Below are 17,656 nucleotides of genomic sequence, written 5' to 3'. Positions count from 1 at the left end.
CCCTGACACACATCTAACGTCCGTCTAACGGGCCGCACAGTCGCCGCCCCGACGATCGCGGACATGGAGTCTTCCAGAGTCCGCCGACATCGCCGGCCCCTGCCGTACACCGCGCTCGCCCTCGTCGTCATCGTCGGCGGTGCGGCCGCGGGAACGGTGTACATGCAGACTCAGGCGCACTCGGGCGGGGGCGCCGTATCGTCGGCGGTGGCGCCGTCGGCGTCGGTATCGGCCCGGGCGGGCGGGGAGGCTTCTGTGGAACCCGTGGCACAGCCGACGGTGGATCACGACATGCTGCTGGCCGAGGCCATGGAGTCGGTGCCCGTCGAGGACGGTGCCGAGGTGTCGGTGGCGGTGCTGGACCTGGAGTCCGGTGCGAGCGCCACGTACGGGGACGGCGGCTTCGACACGGCGAGCATCGTCAAGGTCGACATCCTGGCCGCGCTGCTGCTCCAGGCGCAGGACGCGGGGCGTGAGCTCACCGCGACGGAGAAGTCGTACGCCGTCAACATGATCGAGAACAGCGACAACACCGCCGCGTCGGCCCTGTGGCGGGCGATCGGGAAGGCCGAGGGGCTCGATACGGCGAACGAGCGCCTCGGGCTCACGGACACCGCGGGCGGTGACGGCATGTACTGGGGACTGACGCAGACCACCGCGGCCGATCAACTCACGCTCCTGCGGCAGGTGTTCGGGGAGGAGTCGGAGCTGAGTGCGCGGTCGCGGGCGTATCTGCGGGAGTTGATGGGCCAGATAGCGGTCGACCAGCGGTGGGGGGTGTCGGCCGCGGCCGACGGCTCGGCTTGGGCGTTGAAGAACGGCTGGCTGCCGCGCACCGCCACCGGGCTGTGGGACATCAACAGCATCGGGCGGGTGACAGTGGACGGCCACGACTGTCTGGTGGCCGTGCTCTCCGACGGCAACTCGACGAAGGGGAAGGGGGTTTCGCTGGTCGAGGCGGCGGCTGAGGCGGCGGTGTCGGTGTTCGCCGGCGAGACCTCGTCCGCTTCCCCGGCTACGGCAACGTCCGCGTCCGCCTCGTAGCGGCCCGGCCGCTAGAAGTCGTGGCGTGCGCGGCGGCCGCGCCACAGTGCGACCGCCGAGACCAGCAGGACACCGCCGGCGCCGCCCGCGAGCCAGGCGGTCCAAGTCGTCGCCTCGTCCTCCGACTTGGCGGCGTCGGGGCCCGAGCCGAAGTACTCCTCGCCGTACGCCACGGCCGTCAGGCGCTCCGGCTTGATGCGGGAGGCCTTCTTGATGGCGGCCGCCGGGTCGATGAAGCCGTAGCCGCGGGAGTCGTCGCGGCCGTCGTCGGGGGCGTTGCGGGCCGTGTCCTCCAGGAGCTTCTTGATCTGGGCCGGGGTGAGCCCGGGGTGGGCGGCCTTCACCAGGGCCACCGCTCCGGAGACGAAGGCGGCCGCGGCGCTGGTGCCCCAGCCCTCGTAGTACTTGTGGTCGGGGTCGGCGATGATCACGTCGACGCCGGGGGCGCTGACCGTGGCGTACCAGCGGCGGGTGGAGAACGAGGCGCGGGTGCCGTAGCGGTCGACGGCGGCCGCGGCGATGACGCCCGGGTAGGCGGCCGGGTAGGAGATGTGGTCGCCCTTCTCGCCGCCGTTGCCGGCCGAGGCGACGACGACGGCGCCCTTCTTCAGGGCGTACTGGACGGCCTCGTCCTCGCCGGCCTCGGGGTGGGCGGACTTGGAGTCGTCGCCGAGGGAGAGGTTGATGACGTCGGCGCCGTGGTCGGCGGCCCAGCGGATGCCGTCGGCGAGGGCGTTGCCGCGGGTGCTGCGGGCCTTGGCGCGGGCGGGGTCGCCGTCCTCGAGGATGACGCGGACGGGGAGGATCTTGGCCTCGGGGGCGATGCCCATGACGCCGTCGCCGCCTCCGGCGCCGTGTCCGTGGCCGGCGATGATGCCGGCCATCGCGGTGCCGTGCCGGGCCCAGGCGCGGTCGCCGCGCTCGGCGCCGAAGCCGACCATGTCCTTGCCGTCGAGGACGTTGCCCGACAGGTCGGGGTGGTCGGCCTCGACGCCGGTGTCGAGGACGGCGACGGTGACGCCCTTGCCCTTGGTGGTCTGCCAGGCCTCCTCGGTGTGCATGGCGTCCAGGGCCCACTGCCGGGCCCGTATGGAGTCGGCGTGCGCGGCGGTGGGGGGCAGGAGGGCGAGACAGGCGCCGAGCAGGACGGCGAGGGGGCCGGTACGCCGGGTCAGGGCGGTCTTCACGGCACTGGTCGCGGCGGGGCTCACCGCGGGGGGCGCCGCGCTGTTCGGGCCGGTGTTCATGACGACTGCTCCGTGGACGGGCTGACGTTTTTGCGCAGGGCGCGTTCGACGCGGTCGGCCAGGCCCTGCGCCTCGTGGCCGAGGCCGGCCTGGGCGACGTCCGTGGTGGCGCCGGACTGCATGGCCTCCTCGGCGGGCGCGGGCTCGTCGACCGTGCGGTCGTCGGCCCAGCCGGAGACGGCGTAGACGACGACCGGGGCGTCGGTGAGGACGGAGACGGTCCAGGAAGCGCGTTGTTCGTCGCCGAATCCGGCGGCCAGGGTGCCCTTGGCGGCGTAGGGGCGGGGCATGAGGTCGCTGCGGCGGTCGAGGCCCTCTTTGGCGAACTGGGTGTCGAGCGCGCGCATGGCAGCGGCGTCGGCCTTGGTGAAGAGCAGGCCGACGGTGGTGACGTAGCTCTGGGTGGCGTCGATGTAGGTGGCGCGCAGGAGGCGCTGGCAGCCGGCGGGGGCGAGGGCCTTGCGCAGCAGCGGGTCGAAGGCGTTCGCACAGCCGGTGTCCGGCGCGACGGCGACCCGCGTCCAGGTCCGGTCGGCGCCGCCGGGTCCGGCGCCCTGCCCGATGACCGTGGGCGGGAACAGCTTGTCGACCGGGACGCTGTGCCACAGGCTCCCGGCCGCGGCGAAGGTGTCCTGAGCGCCGGCCTCGCCCGAGTCGCCGATCAGCCAACTCCCGGTCAGGGCCCCGCCGATGAGCCCTAGTCCGAGTACGACACAGGCGGCCGCCCCGGCGACCCGTGGCCGGATCCGCATGCCCAGGGGCCGTGGTCGCGCCTGCGCGTCGTACCCCTCGGGCTCCCCGAACGACACGACCGGACGCTGGGCGCCCAGTGCGCCGCCCGGCGCCATGGGGGCGCCGGCGCTCCAGGAGAGGGACGGGTCCGGGGAGAAGGGGGGCTGCCCGGCGTAGGTGGGCCCGGCGGAGGTCGAGGCCGCGTATCCCCGGCCCGCCGACCCGTCTCCGGCCGGGGGCTCCGGTGTGGGACGCAGGGGAGGCAGGGGGACGGAGGCAGCGGGGCGAGCGGACTGGCCGGGTGCGGAGCCGGGGCGGACGGCCGGCTCCGTCGGCATGCCGACGGAGCCCTGCGCGGGCGCGGAGCCCGGCCGGGAAGACCCACCGGCAGGACCCTGCCCGGAGCCGGCGCCCGGCTTCGGCGGCACCCCCACGGAGCCCTGCGCGGGCGCGGAGCCCGGCCGGGGAGACCCACCGGCAGAACCATGCGCGGGCATGGCGCCCGGCCGGGAAGAACCACCGGCAGGACCCTGCCCGGGACCGACGCCCGGCTTCGGCGGCACCCCCACGGAGCCCTGCGCGGGCGCGGAGCCCGGCCGGGGAGACCCACCGGCAGAACCATGCGCGGGCATGGCGCCCGGCCGGGAAGAACCACCGGCAGGACCATGCCCGGGACCGACGCCCGGCTTCGGCGGCACCCCCACGGAGCCCTGCGCGGGCGCGGAGCCCGGCCGGGGAGACACGCCGGCAGAACCATGCGCGGGCATGGCGCCCGGCCGGGAAGACCCACCGGCAGGACCCTGCGCGGAGCCGGCGCCCGGCTTCGGCGGCACCCCGGCGGAGCCCTGCGTGGGCCTGGGGCCAGGTTGGGGACGTGCGGGGGACGGGCGGTTGTCGGCCTCGGGGGACGGCTCCGCGGGGATCGGACGGAGGCGGAAGGTGGTTTCCGCGGCGGTCTCGGCGGGGGCGCCCGTACGGCGTGGCGTCGAGGGACGGTCGGCCGGGCGGGGCGGTGCGGCATCGGGCGTGGCCTGTCCGGCGCCCTCGTGGCGCAACGATCCGCCACTGTCCCGACGCCCTTCACCGGCGTCGGCACGCCCCGCCGTCGGCGGCGCGTCCGGGAAGCGCGCCGAGGCGCGGGGCGGGGGCGGGGACGTGGGGGCGGTCGGGTCGGTCCGGTCGCCGCGCGGGGACGACGAAGGGACGCCGGAGCCGTCCCCGGCCACCGACCGGGCGCCTACGCCACTGCTCCGAGGAGACGGCACGGCACCTGAGCCGTCCGAGCCCCGCGATCCGGCCCAGGCACGCGGATCCGGGGATCCGGCGCCACCGTCGGCTCGCCGAGGCGCGGCGGCTTCGCCACGTACCGGCCCTTCCGACCCCGAGACCGGCCCACCGCCGACACCGCCAGGCACCGATCCCTCCGTTCGCGACCCCTCGCCGGTCGCCCGTGTGGCCTGCGCTCCCGGGACCGGCTGCTCGCCCTGCGGGTCGCCGGGCGTCGATGGCCGCGTGGGGCTCGGCGGTGTGGTCGGACGGGGCGGGGCGGCGGGCGGCGGGGGCACCGTGGGGCGTGGGGGGACGGGGGCGCGGCGCGCTTCCGTGCTCATGCACCCCCCGTTTCCTCGTGCCCGGGCTCGTCCTCGTACGCGGGCCGTCGTCGCGTTGTCCGTCTGCCCGGTGCGGACTCGTCCGACCAGGCACGCATACCCGCACGGGCGGGGTGTCATCCCGGCGCGGTCGTGCGGCCGGGGCGTTCCCCCACATGCGTGCGCGTCACTCTACGGGTTGATCCTGGGCGAACGGGAACCAGTCCGGGACCCCGTGTGCATCTGCCCGGAACATCCCCCTACCCTGCGGTAATCCTGCATGGCAGGCTTCGTTCATGACTGCGCGCGCCGCCGACCGGGCCCGTTACGACCGGGCCACCGCCCATCTCGACGCCCCTCTCGCGATCGTGGACCTGGACGCCTTCGACGCCAACGCGGACGACCTCGTCCGCCGCGCCGGCGGAAAGCCGATCCGCGTCGCCAGCAAGTCCGTACGCTGCCGTGCCCTGCTGGAGCGGGTGCTCGCGAAGGACGGGTTCGCGGGGATCATGTCCTTCACGCTCGCCGAGTCCCTGTGGCTGGCACGGTCCGGGTTCGACGACGTTCTCCTCGCCTATCCGTCCGCCGACCGTGCCGGATTCGCCGAGCTGACCAGTGATCCCAAGCTCGCCTCCACCGTCACCGTGATGATCGACGATCCGGCACAGCTCCGGCTCATCGACGAGTCCCGGGACAGGGGGCGTGAAGTCGTGCGGATCTGCCTGGAGTTGGACACCGCGCTGAAGCTGCTCGGCGGGCGCGTGCGCGTCGGCGCCCGGCGTTCGCCGCTGCACTCCCCCGCCCAGGTCGCCGACATGGCTCGGCTCGTCGCCCGGCGGCGGCCGGGGTTCGAGGTGGTCGGGATCATGGCGTACGAGGGGCACATCGCCGGGGTCGGGGACGCCGTGGCGGGGCGGCCGTTGCGGTCGCGTGCCGTGCGGCTGATGCAGGCCGCCGCGCGCCGGGAGCTCGCCGAGCGGCGGGCCGAGGTGGTGCGGGCGGTGCGGGCCGTGGTGCCGGGGCTTGAGTTCGTCAACGGCGGCGGGACCGGCAGTGTGCAGCACACGGCCGCCGAGGACTGCGTCACCGAGATCGGGGCCGGGTCGGGGCTGTATGTGCCGCGGCTGTTCGACAACTACACGTCCTTCAGCGGGCGTCCGGCCGCGCTGTTCGCCCAGCCGGTCGTGCGCCGGCCGGGGGTCGGGGTGGTGACCGTCCTCGGTGGTGGGTATCCGGCCTCGGGTGCGGCCGGGCTGGACCGGCTGCCGGTGCCGTATCTGCCCGAGGGTCTGCGGTACGACCCTCAGGAGGGGCCCGGCGAGGTGCAGACGCCGCTGCTCGGCTCCCCCGCCGACGATCTGCTGATCGGCGACAAGGTGTGGTTCCGGCACGCCAAGGCGGGTGAGCTGTGCGAGCGGTTCGAGAAGCTCCACCTCATCGAGGGGGAGGCGGTGACGGCCACCGTGCCGACGTACCGGGGTGAGGGGCACACCTTCCTGTAGCTCGGCTTTCGACGGCTCAGTCCGTCGTGGGCCGGATGCCCCGCGTGAAGCGGTCCATGTCGGCCAGAGGCGGCCCGTCCTCGCCCGCGTCGAAGACGTAGCGGACGATGACCGGTGCCTCGGTGCCGACGGGGGACGCGAAGGCGAGGGACTGGACGTATCCGCCCGGTCCCTCGGCGGTCCTGACCCGCCAGCGCACGAAGTAGCCGGTGCGGCCCGCCACCTTGACCGGGCCGGACTTGACGACCTGGTGGGACTCGATGCCGCCGAAGGGTCGCCGGCCGACGCGGTCACGGTCGTAGGCCTCGTCGGCCGCCTCCTTGATGTCCGCCTCGGCGAGGGCCTCGGGGGCCGTCTCGCCGTTCTGGGGCGTCGCCGTGCGCGAGATGACCTTGCCGTGCCGGCAGGAGCCGAAGTCCTCGGCGGGGCATTCGTAGGTGCCGTCCGTGGACATGAGGACGTCGGCCTCGGTGTAGGTCTGTGGCCTGACCCAGCCGTCGAGCAACGGCAGGGTGATGCCGTTGAGTTGGTCCACCACGACGGCCGGGTCGTCGGCGGAGGGCTCGGAGGTGGACTCCGACGGGGTGGGGGTGGGGGTGTCGGTGGCCGGCTCACGGGGCGCGGGCTGCGAGGTCGCGAGTGTCGGCGCGGTGTTCACCTCCGTGCCCCCGTCCTCCTCACCGAGCACGATCGCGCCCGTGACGATCGCGGTGACCAGTACGGCTCCGGCGGCGGTGAGGGCGATGACCTTGGACCGCAGCGCGGAGGCGTCACCGGCGGACGGCGGACCGGGCGGCGTCGGCGCCTGCGGGCCGGGGTCCGGCGGCCCGTACGCCTGCGGCGGGCCGGGCACGGGCGGCGCCGGCACCGGCGGTCCCGGAACGTCGGGAGTGCGCCGGTGCTCGGTCCAGGCCGTTCCGTCCCACCAGCGCTCCAGATGCGGGGCCTTGGGGTCGCGGTACCAGCCGGGCGAGGGTGTCATGCTCATCCCGGCCACTGTAGGGCGGCCTACAGCGGCGTGACGTACGCCCCGGAGATTCCGCCGTCGACCAGGAAGTCGGTGGCGTTCACGAACGAGGAGTCGTCGCTGGCCAGGAAGGCGACCGCGGCGGCGATCTCCTCGGCCTCGGCGAAACGGCCGACCGGGATGTGGACGAGGCGGCGCGCGGCGCGCTCCGGGTCCTTGGCGAACAGCTCCTGGAGCAGCGGGGTGTTGACCGGGCCGGGGCACAGGGCGTTGACCCGGATGCCGTCGCGGGCGAACTGCACGCCCAGTTCGCGGGACATGGCCAGGACGCCGCCCTTGGAGGCCGTGTACGAGATCTGGGACGTGGCGGCGCCCATCCTCGCCACGAAGGAAGCCGTGTTGATGATGGAGCCCTTGCCCTGCTGCCGCATGTAGGGGATGGCCGCCTTGCAGCACAGGTAGACGGAGGTCAGGTTGACCTCCTGGACGCGCTTCCAGGCCTCCAGGCCGGTCTCCAGGATGGAGTCGTCGTCGGGCGGCGAGATACCGGCGTTGTTGAAGGCGATGTCGACGCTGCCGTAGGTGTCGTACGCCGTCTTGAACAGCGCCTCGACCTGCTCGGGGTCGGTGACGTCGACCTTGACGAAGATCCCGCCCAGCTCCTCGGCGGCGGCCTTGCCGCGCTGTTCGTCGACGTCGCCGCAGACGACGTGGGCGCCCTCGGAGGCGAGTCGGCGGGCGGTGGCGAGGCCGATGCCGCTGCCGGCTCCGGTGATGACGGCCGTACGGCCGACGAGGCGACGGCACACGATTGCTTCGGTCACTGTGCGGGGCCTTCCGTGCTGATGAAGACGTTCTTGGTTTCGGTGAAGGCGGTCAGGGCGTCCGGGCCCAGCTCGCGGCCGATGCCGGACTGCTTGAAGCCGCCGAAGGGGGTCCAGTAGCGAACGCTGGAGTGGGAGTTGACGGACAGGTTGCCGGCCCGGACCGCCTGGGAGACGCGCAGGGCGCGGCCGACGTCGCGGGTCCAGATGGAGCCGGAGAGGCCGTAGTCGGTGGCGTTGGCGAGGGCCACGGCCTCTGCCTCGTCCTCGAAGGGGAGCACCACGGCGACGGGTCCGAAGACCTCCTCGACGGCCACGCGCGCGTGCGGGTCGACGCCGGTGAGGACGGTGGGCGGGAACCAGAAGCCGGGGCCTTCGGGGGCCTTGCCGCGGATGCCGTTCAGGTCGTCGGTGACGTACGAACGGACCTGGTCCAGCTGGGACTTGGAGATCAGCGGGCCCATGTCGGTCTTCTCGTCGGCCGGGTCGCCGACCGTCACCGCCTCGATCGCGGGGCTCAGCAGCTCCAGGAAGCGGTCGTAGGCGGAGCGCTGGACGAGGATGCGGGTGCGGGCGCAGCAGTCCTGGCCGGAGTTGTCGAGGAAGGACATGGGGGTGGCGGCCGCGGCGGCTTCGAGGTCGGCGTCGGCGAAGACGATGTTGGGGCTCTTGCCGCCGAGTTCGAGGGTGACGCGTTTGAGGAGCGCCGAGCCCTTCGCCAACACCTGTTTGCCCACGGCCGTTGACCCCGTGAAGACGATCTTCGCGACGCCCGGATGCTCGACGAGGGCGTTGCCCGCGACGGGACCGTGGCCGGGGAGCACCTGGAACAGGCCCTCCGGAAGCCCGGCCTCCAGGGCCAGCTCCGCCAGCCGCAGGGCCGTCAGCGGGGTCGTCTCGGCGGGCTTGAGGACGACCGCGTTGCCGGCCGCGAGCGCCGGGGCCGTGCCCCAGGCCGCGATCGGCATCGGGAAGTTCCAGGGTGCGATGACGCCGACGACGCCGAGTGGTTCGAGGATCGTGACGTTCAGGCCGCCGGGGACCGGGATCTGGTGCCCCGTCAGCCGCTCCACTCCCCCGGCCGCGTAGTCGAGCAGATCGCGGACGTTGCCCGCCTCCCAGCGGGCGTTGCCGACGGTGTGCCCGGCCTCGCGGACCTCCAACTGGGCGAGTTCTTCGAGGTGTTCGTCGACGGCGACGGCGAACCGGCGCAGCAGCCGGGCGCGTTCACCGGGTGCGAGGGCGGCCCATCCGGACTGCGCCTTCGTGGCCCGTACGACGGCGGCGTCGACGTCGGCCGCGGTGGCGGCCGGGACGGTGGCGACGACCTCTTCGGTGGCCGGATTGAGTACCTGGAGCTGGTCGGACAAGAAGGGCCTCACATGCGTTCGAAGGAGCGGCGCAGCTCCCAGTCGGTGACCGCGGCGTCGAAGGCGTCCAGCTCGACGCGCGCCATGTTGCGGTAGTGCGCGACGACCTCGTCGCCGAAGGCGGCCTTGGCGATCGGGCTGTTCTCCCAGAGCTCGGCGGCCTCGCGCAGGGTCGTCGGGACGTGCTCGAAGTCGGCGGCGTAGGCGTTGCCGGGGCAGGGCTCGGGCAGCTCCAGTTTCTGCTCGATGCCGTAGAGGCCGGCCGCGACCAGTCCGGCGACGGCGAGGTGCGGGTTGACGTCGCCGCCGGGGAGCCGGTTCTCGAAGCGCATCGAGCGGCCGTGGCCGACGACGCGCAGGGCGCAGGTGCGGTTGTCGTAACCCCAGGCGACGGCGGTCGGGGCGAAGGAGCCCGGCTGGAACCGCTTGTAGGAGTTGATGTTGGGGGCGTAGAGGAGCGAGAAGTCCCGCAGGGCCGCCAGCTGTCCGGCGAGGAAGTGGCGCATGACGTCGGACATGCCGCCCTCGCTGTCCCCGGCCATGACGTTGTTGCCGGCGGCGTCCGCGAGCGAGAGGTGGATGTGGCAGGAGTTGCCCTCGCGCTCGTTGTACTTGGCCATGAAGGTGATCGAGACGCCCTCCTGGGCGGCGATCTCCTTGGTACCGGTCTTGTAGATGGCGTGCTGGTCGCAGGTGACCAGGGCGTCGTCGTACTTGAACACGATCTCGTGCTGGCCCGGGTTGCACTCGCCCTTGGCGGACTCGACGGTGAGGCCGGCGCCGGTCATGTCATTGCGGATGCGACGGAGCAGGGGCTCGATACGGCCGGTGCCGAGGACCGAGTAGTCGATGTTGTACTGGTTGGCCGGCGTGAGGCCGCGGTAGTTCGCGTCCCAGGCCTGCTCGTAGGTGTCCTTGAAGACGATGAACTCCAGCTCGGTGCCGACCTTGGCCGTGTAGCCGTGTTCGGCGAGGCGCTCCAGCTGGCGGCGCAGGATCTGGCGGGGTGCGGCGACCACGGGCGAGCCGTCGCTCCAGGCGAGGTCGGCGACGAGCATGGCCGTACCGGCGTTCCAGGGCAGGCGGCGGAGCGTGGCCAGGTCGGGGTGCATGGCGAAGTCGCCGTAGCCCCGGTCCCAGGAGGACATCGCGTAGCCGTCGACGGTGTTCATCTCGGTGTCGACGGCGAGGAGGTAGTTGCAGCCCTCGGTGCCGTGGTGCAGGACCTCGTCGAGGAAGAAGCGGGCGGCGAACCGCTTGCCCTGGAGCCGCCCTTGCATATCGGGGAAGGCCAGGACGACAGTGTCGATCTCACCGCTCGCGACGAGGGCGTGCAGCGCCTCGACGCTCAGCGGGGGTGTGCGGTCTGCCACGGGAGAGCCTCCATTCGGCTACTTCGGTCAGCCGGGAGCCATAAGGTATTGCCGGGGACCATTGATTGGGAAGGGGGTCCGGCCACATGCCGCAGTCCGATCACGCGTCGCAGTCCGATCACACACCGCAGTCCGACCACATGCCGCAGGCGGGCACGGAGCACGGGGCGTCCGGAGCGCCCGAGGCCGACGACCGGCTGACGTCGGTGCTGCGGCCGGTGCGAGCCGGCAACGGCTTCGAGGAGGCCCTGGAGCAGATCCTCCAGGTCGTCCGGCTCGGCCTGGTGCCCGGCGGCGAACGGCTGCCCGCGGAGCGCGAGCTGGCCGACCGGCTCGGGATCAGCCGGGTGACGCTGCGCGAGGTGCTGAAGGTGCTCCAGGACCAGGGCCTGGTCGAGTCGCGGCGCGGGCGCTACGGCGGCACGTTCGTGCTGCCGCGCCCCGAGACCCCCGGCGAGGAGGAGCTGCGCCGCCGCCTGAAGGACGTGGACGTCGAGGACACGCTGCGCTTCCGCGAGGTCCTGGAGGTGGGCGCGGCCGGGCTGTGCGCGGCGCACGGGCTGGACGAGGAGCAGGCCGACCGGCTGCGCGAGGCCCTGGCGCGCACGCACGACGCCCCGCTCGCCGAGTACCGCCGCCTGGACACGCTGCTGCACCTGACCCTCGCCGAGCTGTCCGGCTCCCCCACGCTCACCGCCCAGTACGCGGCCGTCCGTGCCACGGTCAACGACCTGCTCGACTGCATCCCGCTCCTGGTACGCAACCTGGAGCACTCCCAGCGGCAGCACACCGCCCTGGTGGAGGCCGTGGTCGAGGGCAACGCGGAGTGCGCGCGGGAGATCATGCGCGAGCACTGCGGGGGTACGGCGGCGTTGCTGCGGGGCTTCCTGGGCTGAACCGCACCGACGCCCGGCGGGCCGAGGATTTACGGGCGATTAACGCACGGGTATTGCCATCCCCCGCCCAACCCCGCAAAGGTATGGATCCATTCCATTGAGCCGGAGCTCGGTCGACCCCACCGTGCCCGGAAATGCCCGGTGTCCGCCACCCGTGGGGAGTCCACCCATGTCCCTGGAATCCACCAGCACACCCGCCCCCGAGGCGGACGACTATCTGGAGCGCAGAACGCTGCGCCGCGGCAGCGCCGGCTGGGTGCTGCTGACCGGTCTCGGCGTCGCCTATGTCGTCTCCGGCGACTACTCGGGCTGGAACTTCGGCCTGGCCGAGGGCGGCTTCGGGGGCCTGGCGATCGCCATGGTGCTCATGGGGGCGATGTACGCCTGCATGGTCTTCGCCCTCGCCGAGCTGTCCTCGATCCTGCCCACGGCGGGCGGCGGCTACGGCTTCGCCCGGCGGGCGCTCGGCCCCTGGGGCGGCTTCCTGACCGGTACGGCGATCCTCATCGAGTACGTCCTCGCACCCGCCGCCATCGTCATCTTCATCGGCGACTACGTCGAGTCGCTGGGCCTGTTCGGCCTGGAGTCCGGCTGGCCGATGTACCTGGTCTGCTTCGCGATCTTCCTCGGTATCCACCTGTGGGGCGTGGGCGAGGCGCTGCGCTTCAGCTTCGTGGTCACCGGCATCGCGGTGGTCGCCCTGGTCGTGTTCGCGCTGGCGGCGCTGCCGGACTTCTCCTTGGCCGGGCTGGACGACATCCCGGTCGACACGTCGGCGGCGGGGTCGAGTTCCTGGCTGCCGTTCGGCCTGCTCGGCATCTGGGCGGCGTTCCCGTTCGGCATGTGGTTCTTCCTGGGCGTCGAGGGCGTGCCGCTGGCGGCCGAGGAGACCAAGGAGCCGGCCCGTACGCTGCCGAAGGCGATCCGCTGGTCGATGGCCATCCTGGTGGTGCTGGCGGTGGTCACCTTCTTCGCGGCGGCCGGGGCGCGCGGTTCCGCGGCGATCCAGGAGGCGGGCAACCCGCTGGTGGAGGCGCTCCAGCCGGACGGCGAGGCGACGACCCTGAGCCGGATCGTGAACTACGCGGGCCTGGCGGGCCTGGTGGCGTCGTTCTTCTCCCTGATCTACGCCGGCTCGAGGCAGCTGTTCGCTCTCTCCCGCGCGGGCTACCTGCCCCGCTTCCTGTCCCTCACCAGCCGCCGCAAGGCGCCGTACCTGGGCCTGCTGGTGCCCGGCACGATCGGCTTCCTGCTGGCGGCGGTGTCGGGTGACGGCGCCCGGATGCTGAACATCGCGGTCTTCGGCGCGACCATCTCCTACGCGCTGATGTCCCTGTCGCACATCGTGCTGCGCCGCAGGGAGCCCGAGCTCGCGCGACCGTATCGCACACCGGGCGGGGTGCTGACGTCGTCGGTCGCCCTGGTGCTGGCCTGCGCGGCGCTGGTGGCCACGTTCCTGGTGGACGTGACGGCGGCGTTGATCGCGCTGGCGGTGTACGTCGTGGCCGTCGGGTACTTCGGTCTGTACAGCCGTAAGCGGCTGGTGGCGCAGGCGCCGGAGGAGGAGTTCGCGGCGCTGGCGGCGGCCGAGGCAGAGTTGGCACGGGACTGAGACGTCGACTGTGAGGGAGTTGTGGTGGCCAGGCCGTTGATCGGTGTCAGCACCTATCTGGAGTCCGGTGCGCGCTGGGGTGTGTGGGAGCTGGACGCGGCGCTGCTGCCGGTCGGCTATCCCCGGCTGGTGCAGCGGGCCGGCGGCCTGGCCGCGATGCTGCCGCCGGACGACCCGGCGCACGCGGCCGCGGCCGTGGCCCGGCTGGACGGGCTGGTCATCGCGGGCGGCCCCGACGTGGAGCCCGTACGGTACGGCGCCGAGCCGCATCCGCGCACCGGGCCGCCGGCGCGGGCGCGGGACGCCTGGGAGCTGGCGCTGATCGACGCGGCGTTGGCCGCGGGGGTCCCTGTGCTGGGGATCTGCCGGGGGATGCAGCTGCTGAACGTCGCCCTCGGCGGCACGCTCGTGCAGCACCTCGACGGGCATGCGGAGGTCGTGGGCGTCTTCGGCAGCCACACCGTGAAGCCGGTGCCGGGGAGTCTGTACGCCGGGGTGGTGCCGGAGGCGGCGTCCGTGCCGACGTATCACCATCAGGCGGTGGATCGTCTGGGTGCGGGCCTGGTGGCGTCGGCGTACGCGGAGGACGGGACGGTGGAGGCGATCGAACTTCCCTCTGCGTCTTGGGTGCTGGGCGTGCAGTGGCATCCGGAGATGGGTGATGATCTGCGGGTGATGCGGGGGTTGGTGCGGGCGGCTGGTGGCTGACGCAGAGGTTTTCGCCCCCGCCGCCCCTACCCGTCCCATCCCTGGGGGCCTGCGGCCCCCAGGCCCCCGCTGCGGCCCTGAACGGGCCTCGTCCTCAAACGCCGGACGGGCTGAAAGATCCAGCCCCTCCGCCCCTTCAGGATGGGACGGGTAGGGGCGGCGGGGGCGACAAACTACCCCCGCGTCAGCGACAGCAGGTCCCGGGCCGGCCCCACCGGACGGTGCCCCGTCGGCCACACCGCCCGCAGGTCCCGCGCCAGGGACACATCCGCCACCGGCACACTCACCAGCCGCCGCATCGCCAGCTCCTCCCCCACCGCGAGCTCGCTCAGCACCGCAGGCCCCGCCCCACTCACCGCCGCCGCCTTGACCGCGGTGGTCGAGGACAGCTCGATCAGGGGCCGGGCCAGCCCGCCCAGCGCCGCGTCCAGGACCTGCCGCGTACCCGAACCCTTCTCCCGCAGGATCAGCGGAGTCACCGCGAGCTCCGAAGCCTCCAGGGGGCGTCGGCGGCGGGACCAGGCGTGCCCCGGCGCGGTCACCACGATCAGGTTGTCGTGGGCGATGACCACGGAGTCCAGCCCGGTCGGGGCGGTCAGCCCCTCCACGAACCCCAGGTCCGCCTCGTCCGCCAGCAGCCGCTCCGCGACGGCCGCCGAGTTCCCGGCGAGCAGCGACACCGCCGTGTCCGGGCGCTGGGCGCGCAGCGCGAGGAGCCAGCCCGGCAGCAGGTACTCCGCGATCGTCATGCTCGCCGCCACCCGCAGCCGCGAGTCACGCCGGTCCCGCAGCGCCTGCGCACCCGCGTCGAAGGCCTCGGCGGCCTCCACGACGCGCCGCGCCCAGTCCGTCACCAGCGCCCCGGCGTCCGTGAGCCGCGACCCCCTCGGTGACCGGTCCACCAGGGCCACGCCCAGCTGCCGTTCCATCGACCGGATCCGGCTGCTCGCCGCCGGCTGGGTGATGCCGAGTTCTCGCGCCGCCCCGCCGAGACTGCCGAGCCGCGCCACCGCCAGCAACAGCTCCAGCGCGCCGAGATCCGGGACACGATGTGCCAGGGTTCCCGCGCGAAACTGCCCCTCCGCCGCTTGAGTCATAAGCCCAGTTTATGTCGCCATAGAGGCAGACTCCCTGGTGGCAGGCAACCCACGCGGCGACGCTGAGCGCATGGTCACCGCCGTCCGTCATCTCGGACCCAACTGGTACGCGTCCGTCATGGGCACCGCCGCCGTCGCCACCGCCGGAGCCGGACTGCCGCTGCACCTCCCCGGCCTGCGTACCGCCTGCACGGCCGTCTGGGCCTTCTCCCTGGCCCTGCTCGTCACCCTGCTCGGCGCCCGTGCCCTGCACTGGACCCACCACCGCGACCAGGCCCGCGCCCACCTCCTCGACCCGGCCACGGCGCCCTTCTACGGCTGCCTGGCCATGGCCCTGTCGGCCGTCGGCGGCGGTGCCGTCACCGTGGGCCGGGACTGGATCGGGGTGGGAGCGGCGGTCGCCCTCGACGCCGTCCTCTTCACCGCCGGTACGGTCCTCGGGCTGGCGGCGGCGATCGCCGTCCCGTACCTCATGGCCGTACGCCATCGCATCGAGCCGTCGCAAGCCACGCCCGTGTGGCTGTTGCCGCTCGTCGCGCCCATGGTGTCCGCCGCGCTCGGGCCGCTCCTGGTGCCGCATCTGCCGCCCGGCCAGGCCCAGGAGACCCTGCTGCTCGCCTGCTTCGCGATGTTCGGGCTGAGTCTCCTCGCCACCCTGCTGATGCTGCCGCTGGTCTTCGCCCGGCTGGTCGCCGGCGGGCCCCTGCCCCTCGCCCTCACCCCGACCCTGTTCCTGGTGCTGGGCCCGCTCGGGCAGTCCACCACCGCCGTCGGCATGTTCGCCGACATCGCCCCCGGCGTGGTCGCGAGCCCCTACAGCCAGGGCTTCGGTGTTCTCGCCGTGCTCTACGGCGTGCCCGTCCTGGGCTTCGCGCTCCTGTGGTTCGGGCTCGCCACCGCCCATGTGCTGCGGGCACGGCGGCACGGCATGAGGTTCGCGATGACGTGGTGGGCGTTCACCTTCCCCGTCGGCACCTGTGTCACCGGCGCCGCGGCACTGGCCCGGCACACCGGGCTCGTGGTGTACGGATGGATCTCCGTCGGGCTGTATGTCGTGCTCGTCGGCGCCTGGGCCGTCGCCGCCGTATGCACCGCCCGCGGGCTGCTCAGCGGTGCGCTGCTCGCAGGGCCTCGGCCAGCACCCGCGGTGCCTCGGCCAGTGACGGGCCGTACCACGTCAGGTGCCGTCCGCTGACGAGCGCACAGGGCAGGCCGGGGAAGGCCTCCGGGCCGTCTTCGGCCGTGAAGCGGTACGGCTCGTCGGGGAGGACGACGACGTCGGGGGCCGCCGCTCGCAGGTCGTCCAGCGGGATGCGGGGGTAGCGGTCCTCGTGCGTCGCGTAGAGGTGGTCCACGCCGAGGCGGGTCAGTACGTCGCCCGCGAAGGTGTCGCGGCCCAGCACCATCCAGGGGCGCCGCCAGATCGGGACCACGGCCGTCGTACGGCGTTCGGGGAGCGGAAGCGACGACCAGGTCCGCTCCGCCTCGTCCAGCCAGCGCGGGCGGGCCGTCACCCCGCAGGCGTCCAGCACGCGCGCCAGTTCCCGGAAGGCCCCCGGGACGTCCCGCACCTCGGTCACCAGGACCTCGATGCCGGCCGCGCGGAGGGCGGCGAGGTCGGGCTCGCGGTTCTCCTCCTCGTTGGCGATCACCAGGTCGGGGGCGAGGGCGACGATCCGGTCGAGCTTGGGGTTCTTGGTGCCGCCGACACGGGTGACGTCCAGGTCGGCCGGATGGGTGCACCAGTCCGTGGCGCCGACAAGAGCGCCGGGGGCCGAGACGGCCACCGCCTCCGTCAGGGACGGCACCAGACAGACGACGCGCATCAGCGCCCCGGCCGGTCCCGGACCGCCTCGATGTGCTCCGCCACCGCGACGACGACCACGCGTGTGTCCGGCACGGTCGCCCGCCAGCGGTGGCGCACCCCGCCGGTGAGGTACAGGGTGTCGCCCCGGCCGAGCCGGTAGGCGCGGCCCTCGGCCTCGATCTCCACGGCGCCGTCGGCGACGTACATCAACTGGTCGTTGCGGTACTGGAATTCACGGCCCGCGTCATGGTCGCCGGTGAACTCCGAGGCATGCATCTGATGGTGACCGCGCACCAGGGAACGCATCCGCGGTTCCGGCTCCAGCTCGGTGGACTCGGCCCGCACCACGTCGACACTGCATGCCGGGTCGGCGGCGGCGAGGAGCTCCACGGCGGTCGTACGCAGGGCGTCGGCGACCTTTTCCAGGGAGCTTCGGCTGGGGCGTGCCCGGTCGTTCTCGACCTGGCTCAGGAAGGGCACCGACAGGCCGCTGCGCTCGGCGACGACGGCAAGGGTGAGGTCCAGGGCGCGACGACGCCGCCGTACGGCCGCGCCCACTCGAAGGGACTGTTCTTTGTGGTCGCCCATCGCTCCGGCTCCCTCCTTCGCTCGTCGGTCCGATGTCCTCGCGTCCGCCTCCCGGCGCACACCTTCTGTTGAGTTCTCTGCACCCTACGCATGTTCGGCAAACCGTTTCATGCGCCCGTCACATCGACGACACCTCAGGGGGAGTACGACCCATCGGTTCGCGCCAGCGGGATCGGCGCCCCGGACGTGACGGCCGCCCGCGCGGCACCGCTGACTCCCGATCAGCACGAGTACCCCGTGTTCATTTCAATGCTGCGGCGGCCTCCCGTGTTCCCTCTTGGTCGCCGGTGGAGTGCCTGG

General features: G+C 73.1%; 15 protein-coding genes. 6 read left to right on the top strand and 9 right to left on the bottom strand.

Translation table 11 applies throughout. The annotated features are described in order from the left end of the window. Positions 1 to 63: 63 nt before the first annotated feature. Positions 64 to 1,044: a serine hydrolase gene (locus tag QQM39_RS37165; RefSeq protein WP_302001983.1), complete on the top strand. Its 981-nt coding sequence runs from the start codon at positions 64 to 66 to the stop codon at positions 1,042 to 1,044. Positions 1,045 to 1,055: 11 nt separating this feature from the next. Here the strand turns inward: QQM39_RS37165 and mycP are convergent, their stop codons facing one another. Both mycP and QQM39_RS37155 read right to left on the bottom strand, forming a co-directional pair. Then, positions 1,056 to 2,291: a type VII secretion-associated serine protease mycosin gene (gene mycP, locus QQM39_RS37160; protein WP_302001981.1), complete on the bottom strand. Its 1,236-nt coding sequence runs from the start codon at positions 2,289 to 2,291 to the stop codon at positions 1,056 to 1,058. After that, positions 2,288 to 3,361 (bottom strand): hypothetical protein, encoded by a 1,074-nt coding sequence (locus QQM39_RS37155; RefSeq protein ID WP_302001980.1) that lies wholly within the window; start codon positions 3,359 to 3,361, stop codon positions 2,288 to 2,290. Before QQM39_RS37155 ends, mycP begins: the two co-directional genes overlap by 4 nt. Positions 3,362 to 4,908: 1,547 nt before the next feature. Between QQM39_RS37155 and QQM39_RS37150 the strand changes: the two genes are divergently transcribed. Continuing rightward, positions 4,909 to 6,114: an amino acid deaminase/aldolase gene (locus QQM39_RS37150; RefSeq protein ID WP_302001979.1), complete on the top strand. Its 1,206-nt coding sequence runs from the start codon at positions 4,909 to 4,911 to the stop codon at positions 6,112 to 6,114. 16 nt (positions 6,115 to 6,130) lie between these two features. Here the strand turns inward: QQM39_RS37150 and QQM39_RS37145 are convergent, their stop codons facing one another. From QQM39_RS37145 to QQM39_RS37130, 4 genes are read right to left on the bottom strand one after another with little or no spacing between them, the layout of a single operon-like run. Beyond that, on the bottom strand, positions 6,131 to 7,096 hold the full coding sequence (locus tag QQM39_RS37145) for a DUF2510 domain-containing protein (RefSeq protein WP_302003865.1): 966 nt from the start codon (positions 7,094 to 7,096) through the stop codon (positions 6,131 to 6,133). Between the two features lie 26 nt (positions 7,097 to 7,122). Beyond that, entirely contained in the window at positions 7,123 to 7,905 is a 783-nt protein-coding gene (locus QQM39_RS37140) for a 3-oxoacyl-ACP reductase (RefSeq protein ID WP_302001978.1), read from the bottom strand. After that, positions 7,902 to 9,275, bottom strand: a complete 1,374-nt coding sequence (locus QQM39_RS37135; protein ID WP_302001977.1) for an aldehyde dehydrogenase — start codon at positions 9,273 to 9,275, stop codon at positions 7,902 to 7,904. The genes QQM39_RS37140 and QQM39_RS37135 overlap by 4 nt, the downstream gene beginning before the upstream one ends. Before the next feature lie 8 nt (positions 9,276 to 9,283). Next, a complete protein-coding gene (locus QQM39_RS37130; protein ID WP_302001976.1) occupies positions 9,284 to 10,648 on the bottom strand; it encodes a glutamine synthetase family protein in 1,365 nt (454 codons plus the stop codon). A 140-nt stretch (positions 10,649 to 10,788) separates the two neighbouring features. On the opposite strand from QQM39_RS37130, the gene QQM39_RS37125 reads away from it, so the two are divergent. The 3 genes from QQM39_RS37125 (at position 10,789) to QQM39_RS37115 (ending at position 13,864) form a co-directional block, all read left to right on the top strand. Further along, positions 10,789 to 11,544, top strand: a complete 756-nt coding sequence (locus tag QQM39_RS37125) for a FadR/GntR family transcriptional regulator (protein ID WP_302003864.1) — start codon at positions 10,789 to 10,791, stop codon at positions 11,542 to 11,544. 169 nt (positions 11,545 to 11,713) lie between these two features. Further along, entirely contained in the window at positions 11,714 to 13,156 is a 1,443-nt protein-coding gene (eat, locus tag QQM39_RS37120; protein WP_302001975.1) for an ethanolamine permease, read from the top strand. A gap of 21 nt (positions 13,157 to 13,177) precedes the next feature. Further along, positions 13,178 to 13,864 carry a gamma-glutamyl-gamma-aminobutyrate hydrolase family protein gene (locus tag QQM39_RS37115; RefSeq protein ID WP_302001974.1) on the top strand — a complete coding sequence of 229 codons (687 nt, stop codon included), beginning with the start codon at positions 13,178 to 13,180 and terminating at the stop codon, positions 13,862 to 13,864. Positions 13,865 to 14,037: 173 nt separating this feature from the next. Here QQM39_RS37115 and QQM39_RS37110 read toward each other — a convergent pair whose 3' ends face one another. Further along, positions 14,038 to 14,961, bottom strand: a complete 924-nt coding sequence (locus QQM39_RS37110; RefSeq protein WP_302001973.1) for a LysR family transcriptional regulator — start codon at positions 14,959 to 14,961, stop codon at positions 14,038 to 14,040. Positions 14,962 to 15,031: 70 nt separating this feature from the next. Between QQM39_RS37110 and QQM39_RS37105 the strand changes: the two genes are divergently transcribed. Then, entirely contained in the window at positions 15,032 to 16,156 is a 1,125-nt protein-coding gene (locus QQM39_RS37105) for a TDT family transporter (protein ID WP_302001972.1), read from the top strand. On the opposite strand, the gene QQM39_RS37100 is transcribed toward QQM39_RS37105, so the two are convergent. Both QQM39_RS37100 and QQM39_RS37095 read right to left on the bottom strand, forming a co-directional pair. Further along, positions 16,068 to 16,787 (bottom strand): helical backbone metal receptor, encoded by a 720-nt coding sequence (locus QQM39_RS37100; protein WP_302001971.1) that lies wholly within the window; start codon positions 16,785 to 16,787, stop codon positions 16,068 to 16,070. The two genes, QQM39_RS37105 and QQM39_RS37100, sit on opposite strands and share 89 nt — an antisense overlap. Beyond that, positions 16,787 to 17,356, bottom strand: coding sequence for a helix-turn-helix domain-containing protein (locus tag QQM39_RS37095; protein ID WP_302001970.1), 570 nt, complete (start codon positions 17,354 to 17,356; stop codon positions 16,787 to 16,789). Before QQM39_RS37095 ends, QQM39_RS37100 begins: the two co-directional genes overlap by 1 nt. Positions 17,357 to 17,656 lie beyond the last annotated feature (300 nt).

Source organism: Streptomyces sp. DT2A-34 (genome assembly GCF_030499515.1).
Classification (GTDB): Bacteria; Actinomycetota; Actinomycetes; order Streptomycetales; family Streptomycetaceae; genus Streptomyces.
The sequence above is the reverse complement of the archived record's forward strand: the minus strand, read 5'-3'. Positions and strand labels throughout refer to the sequence as shown.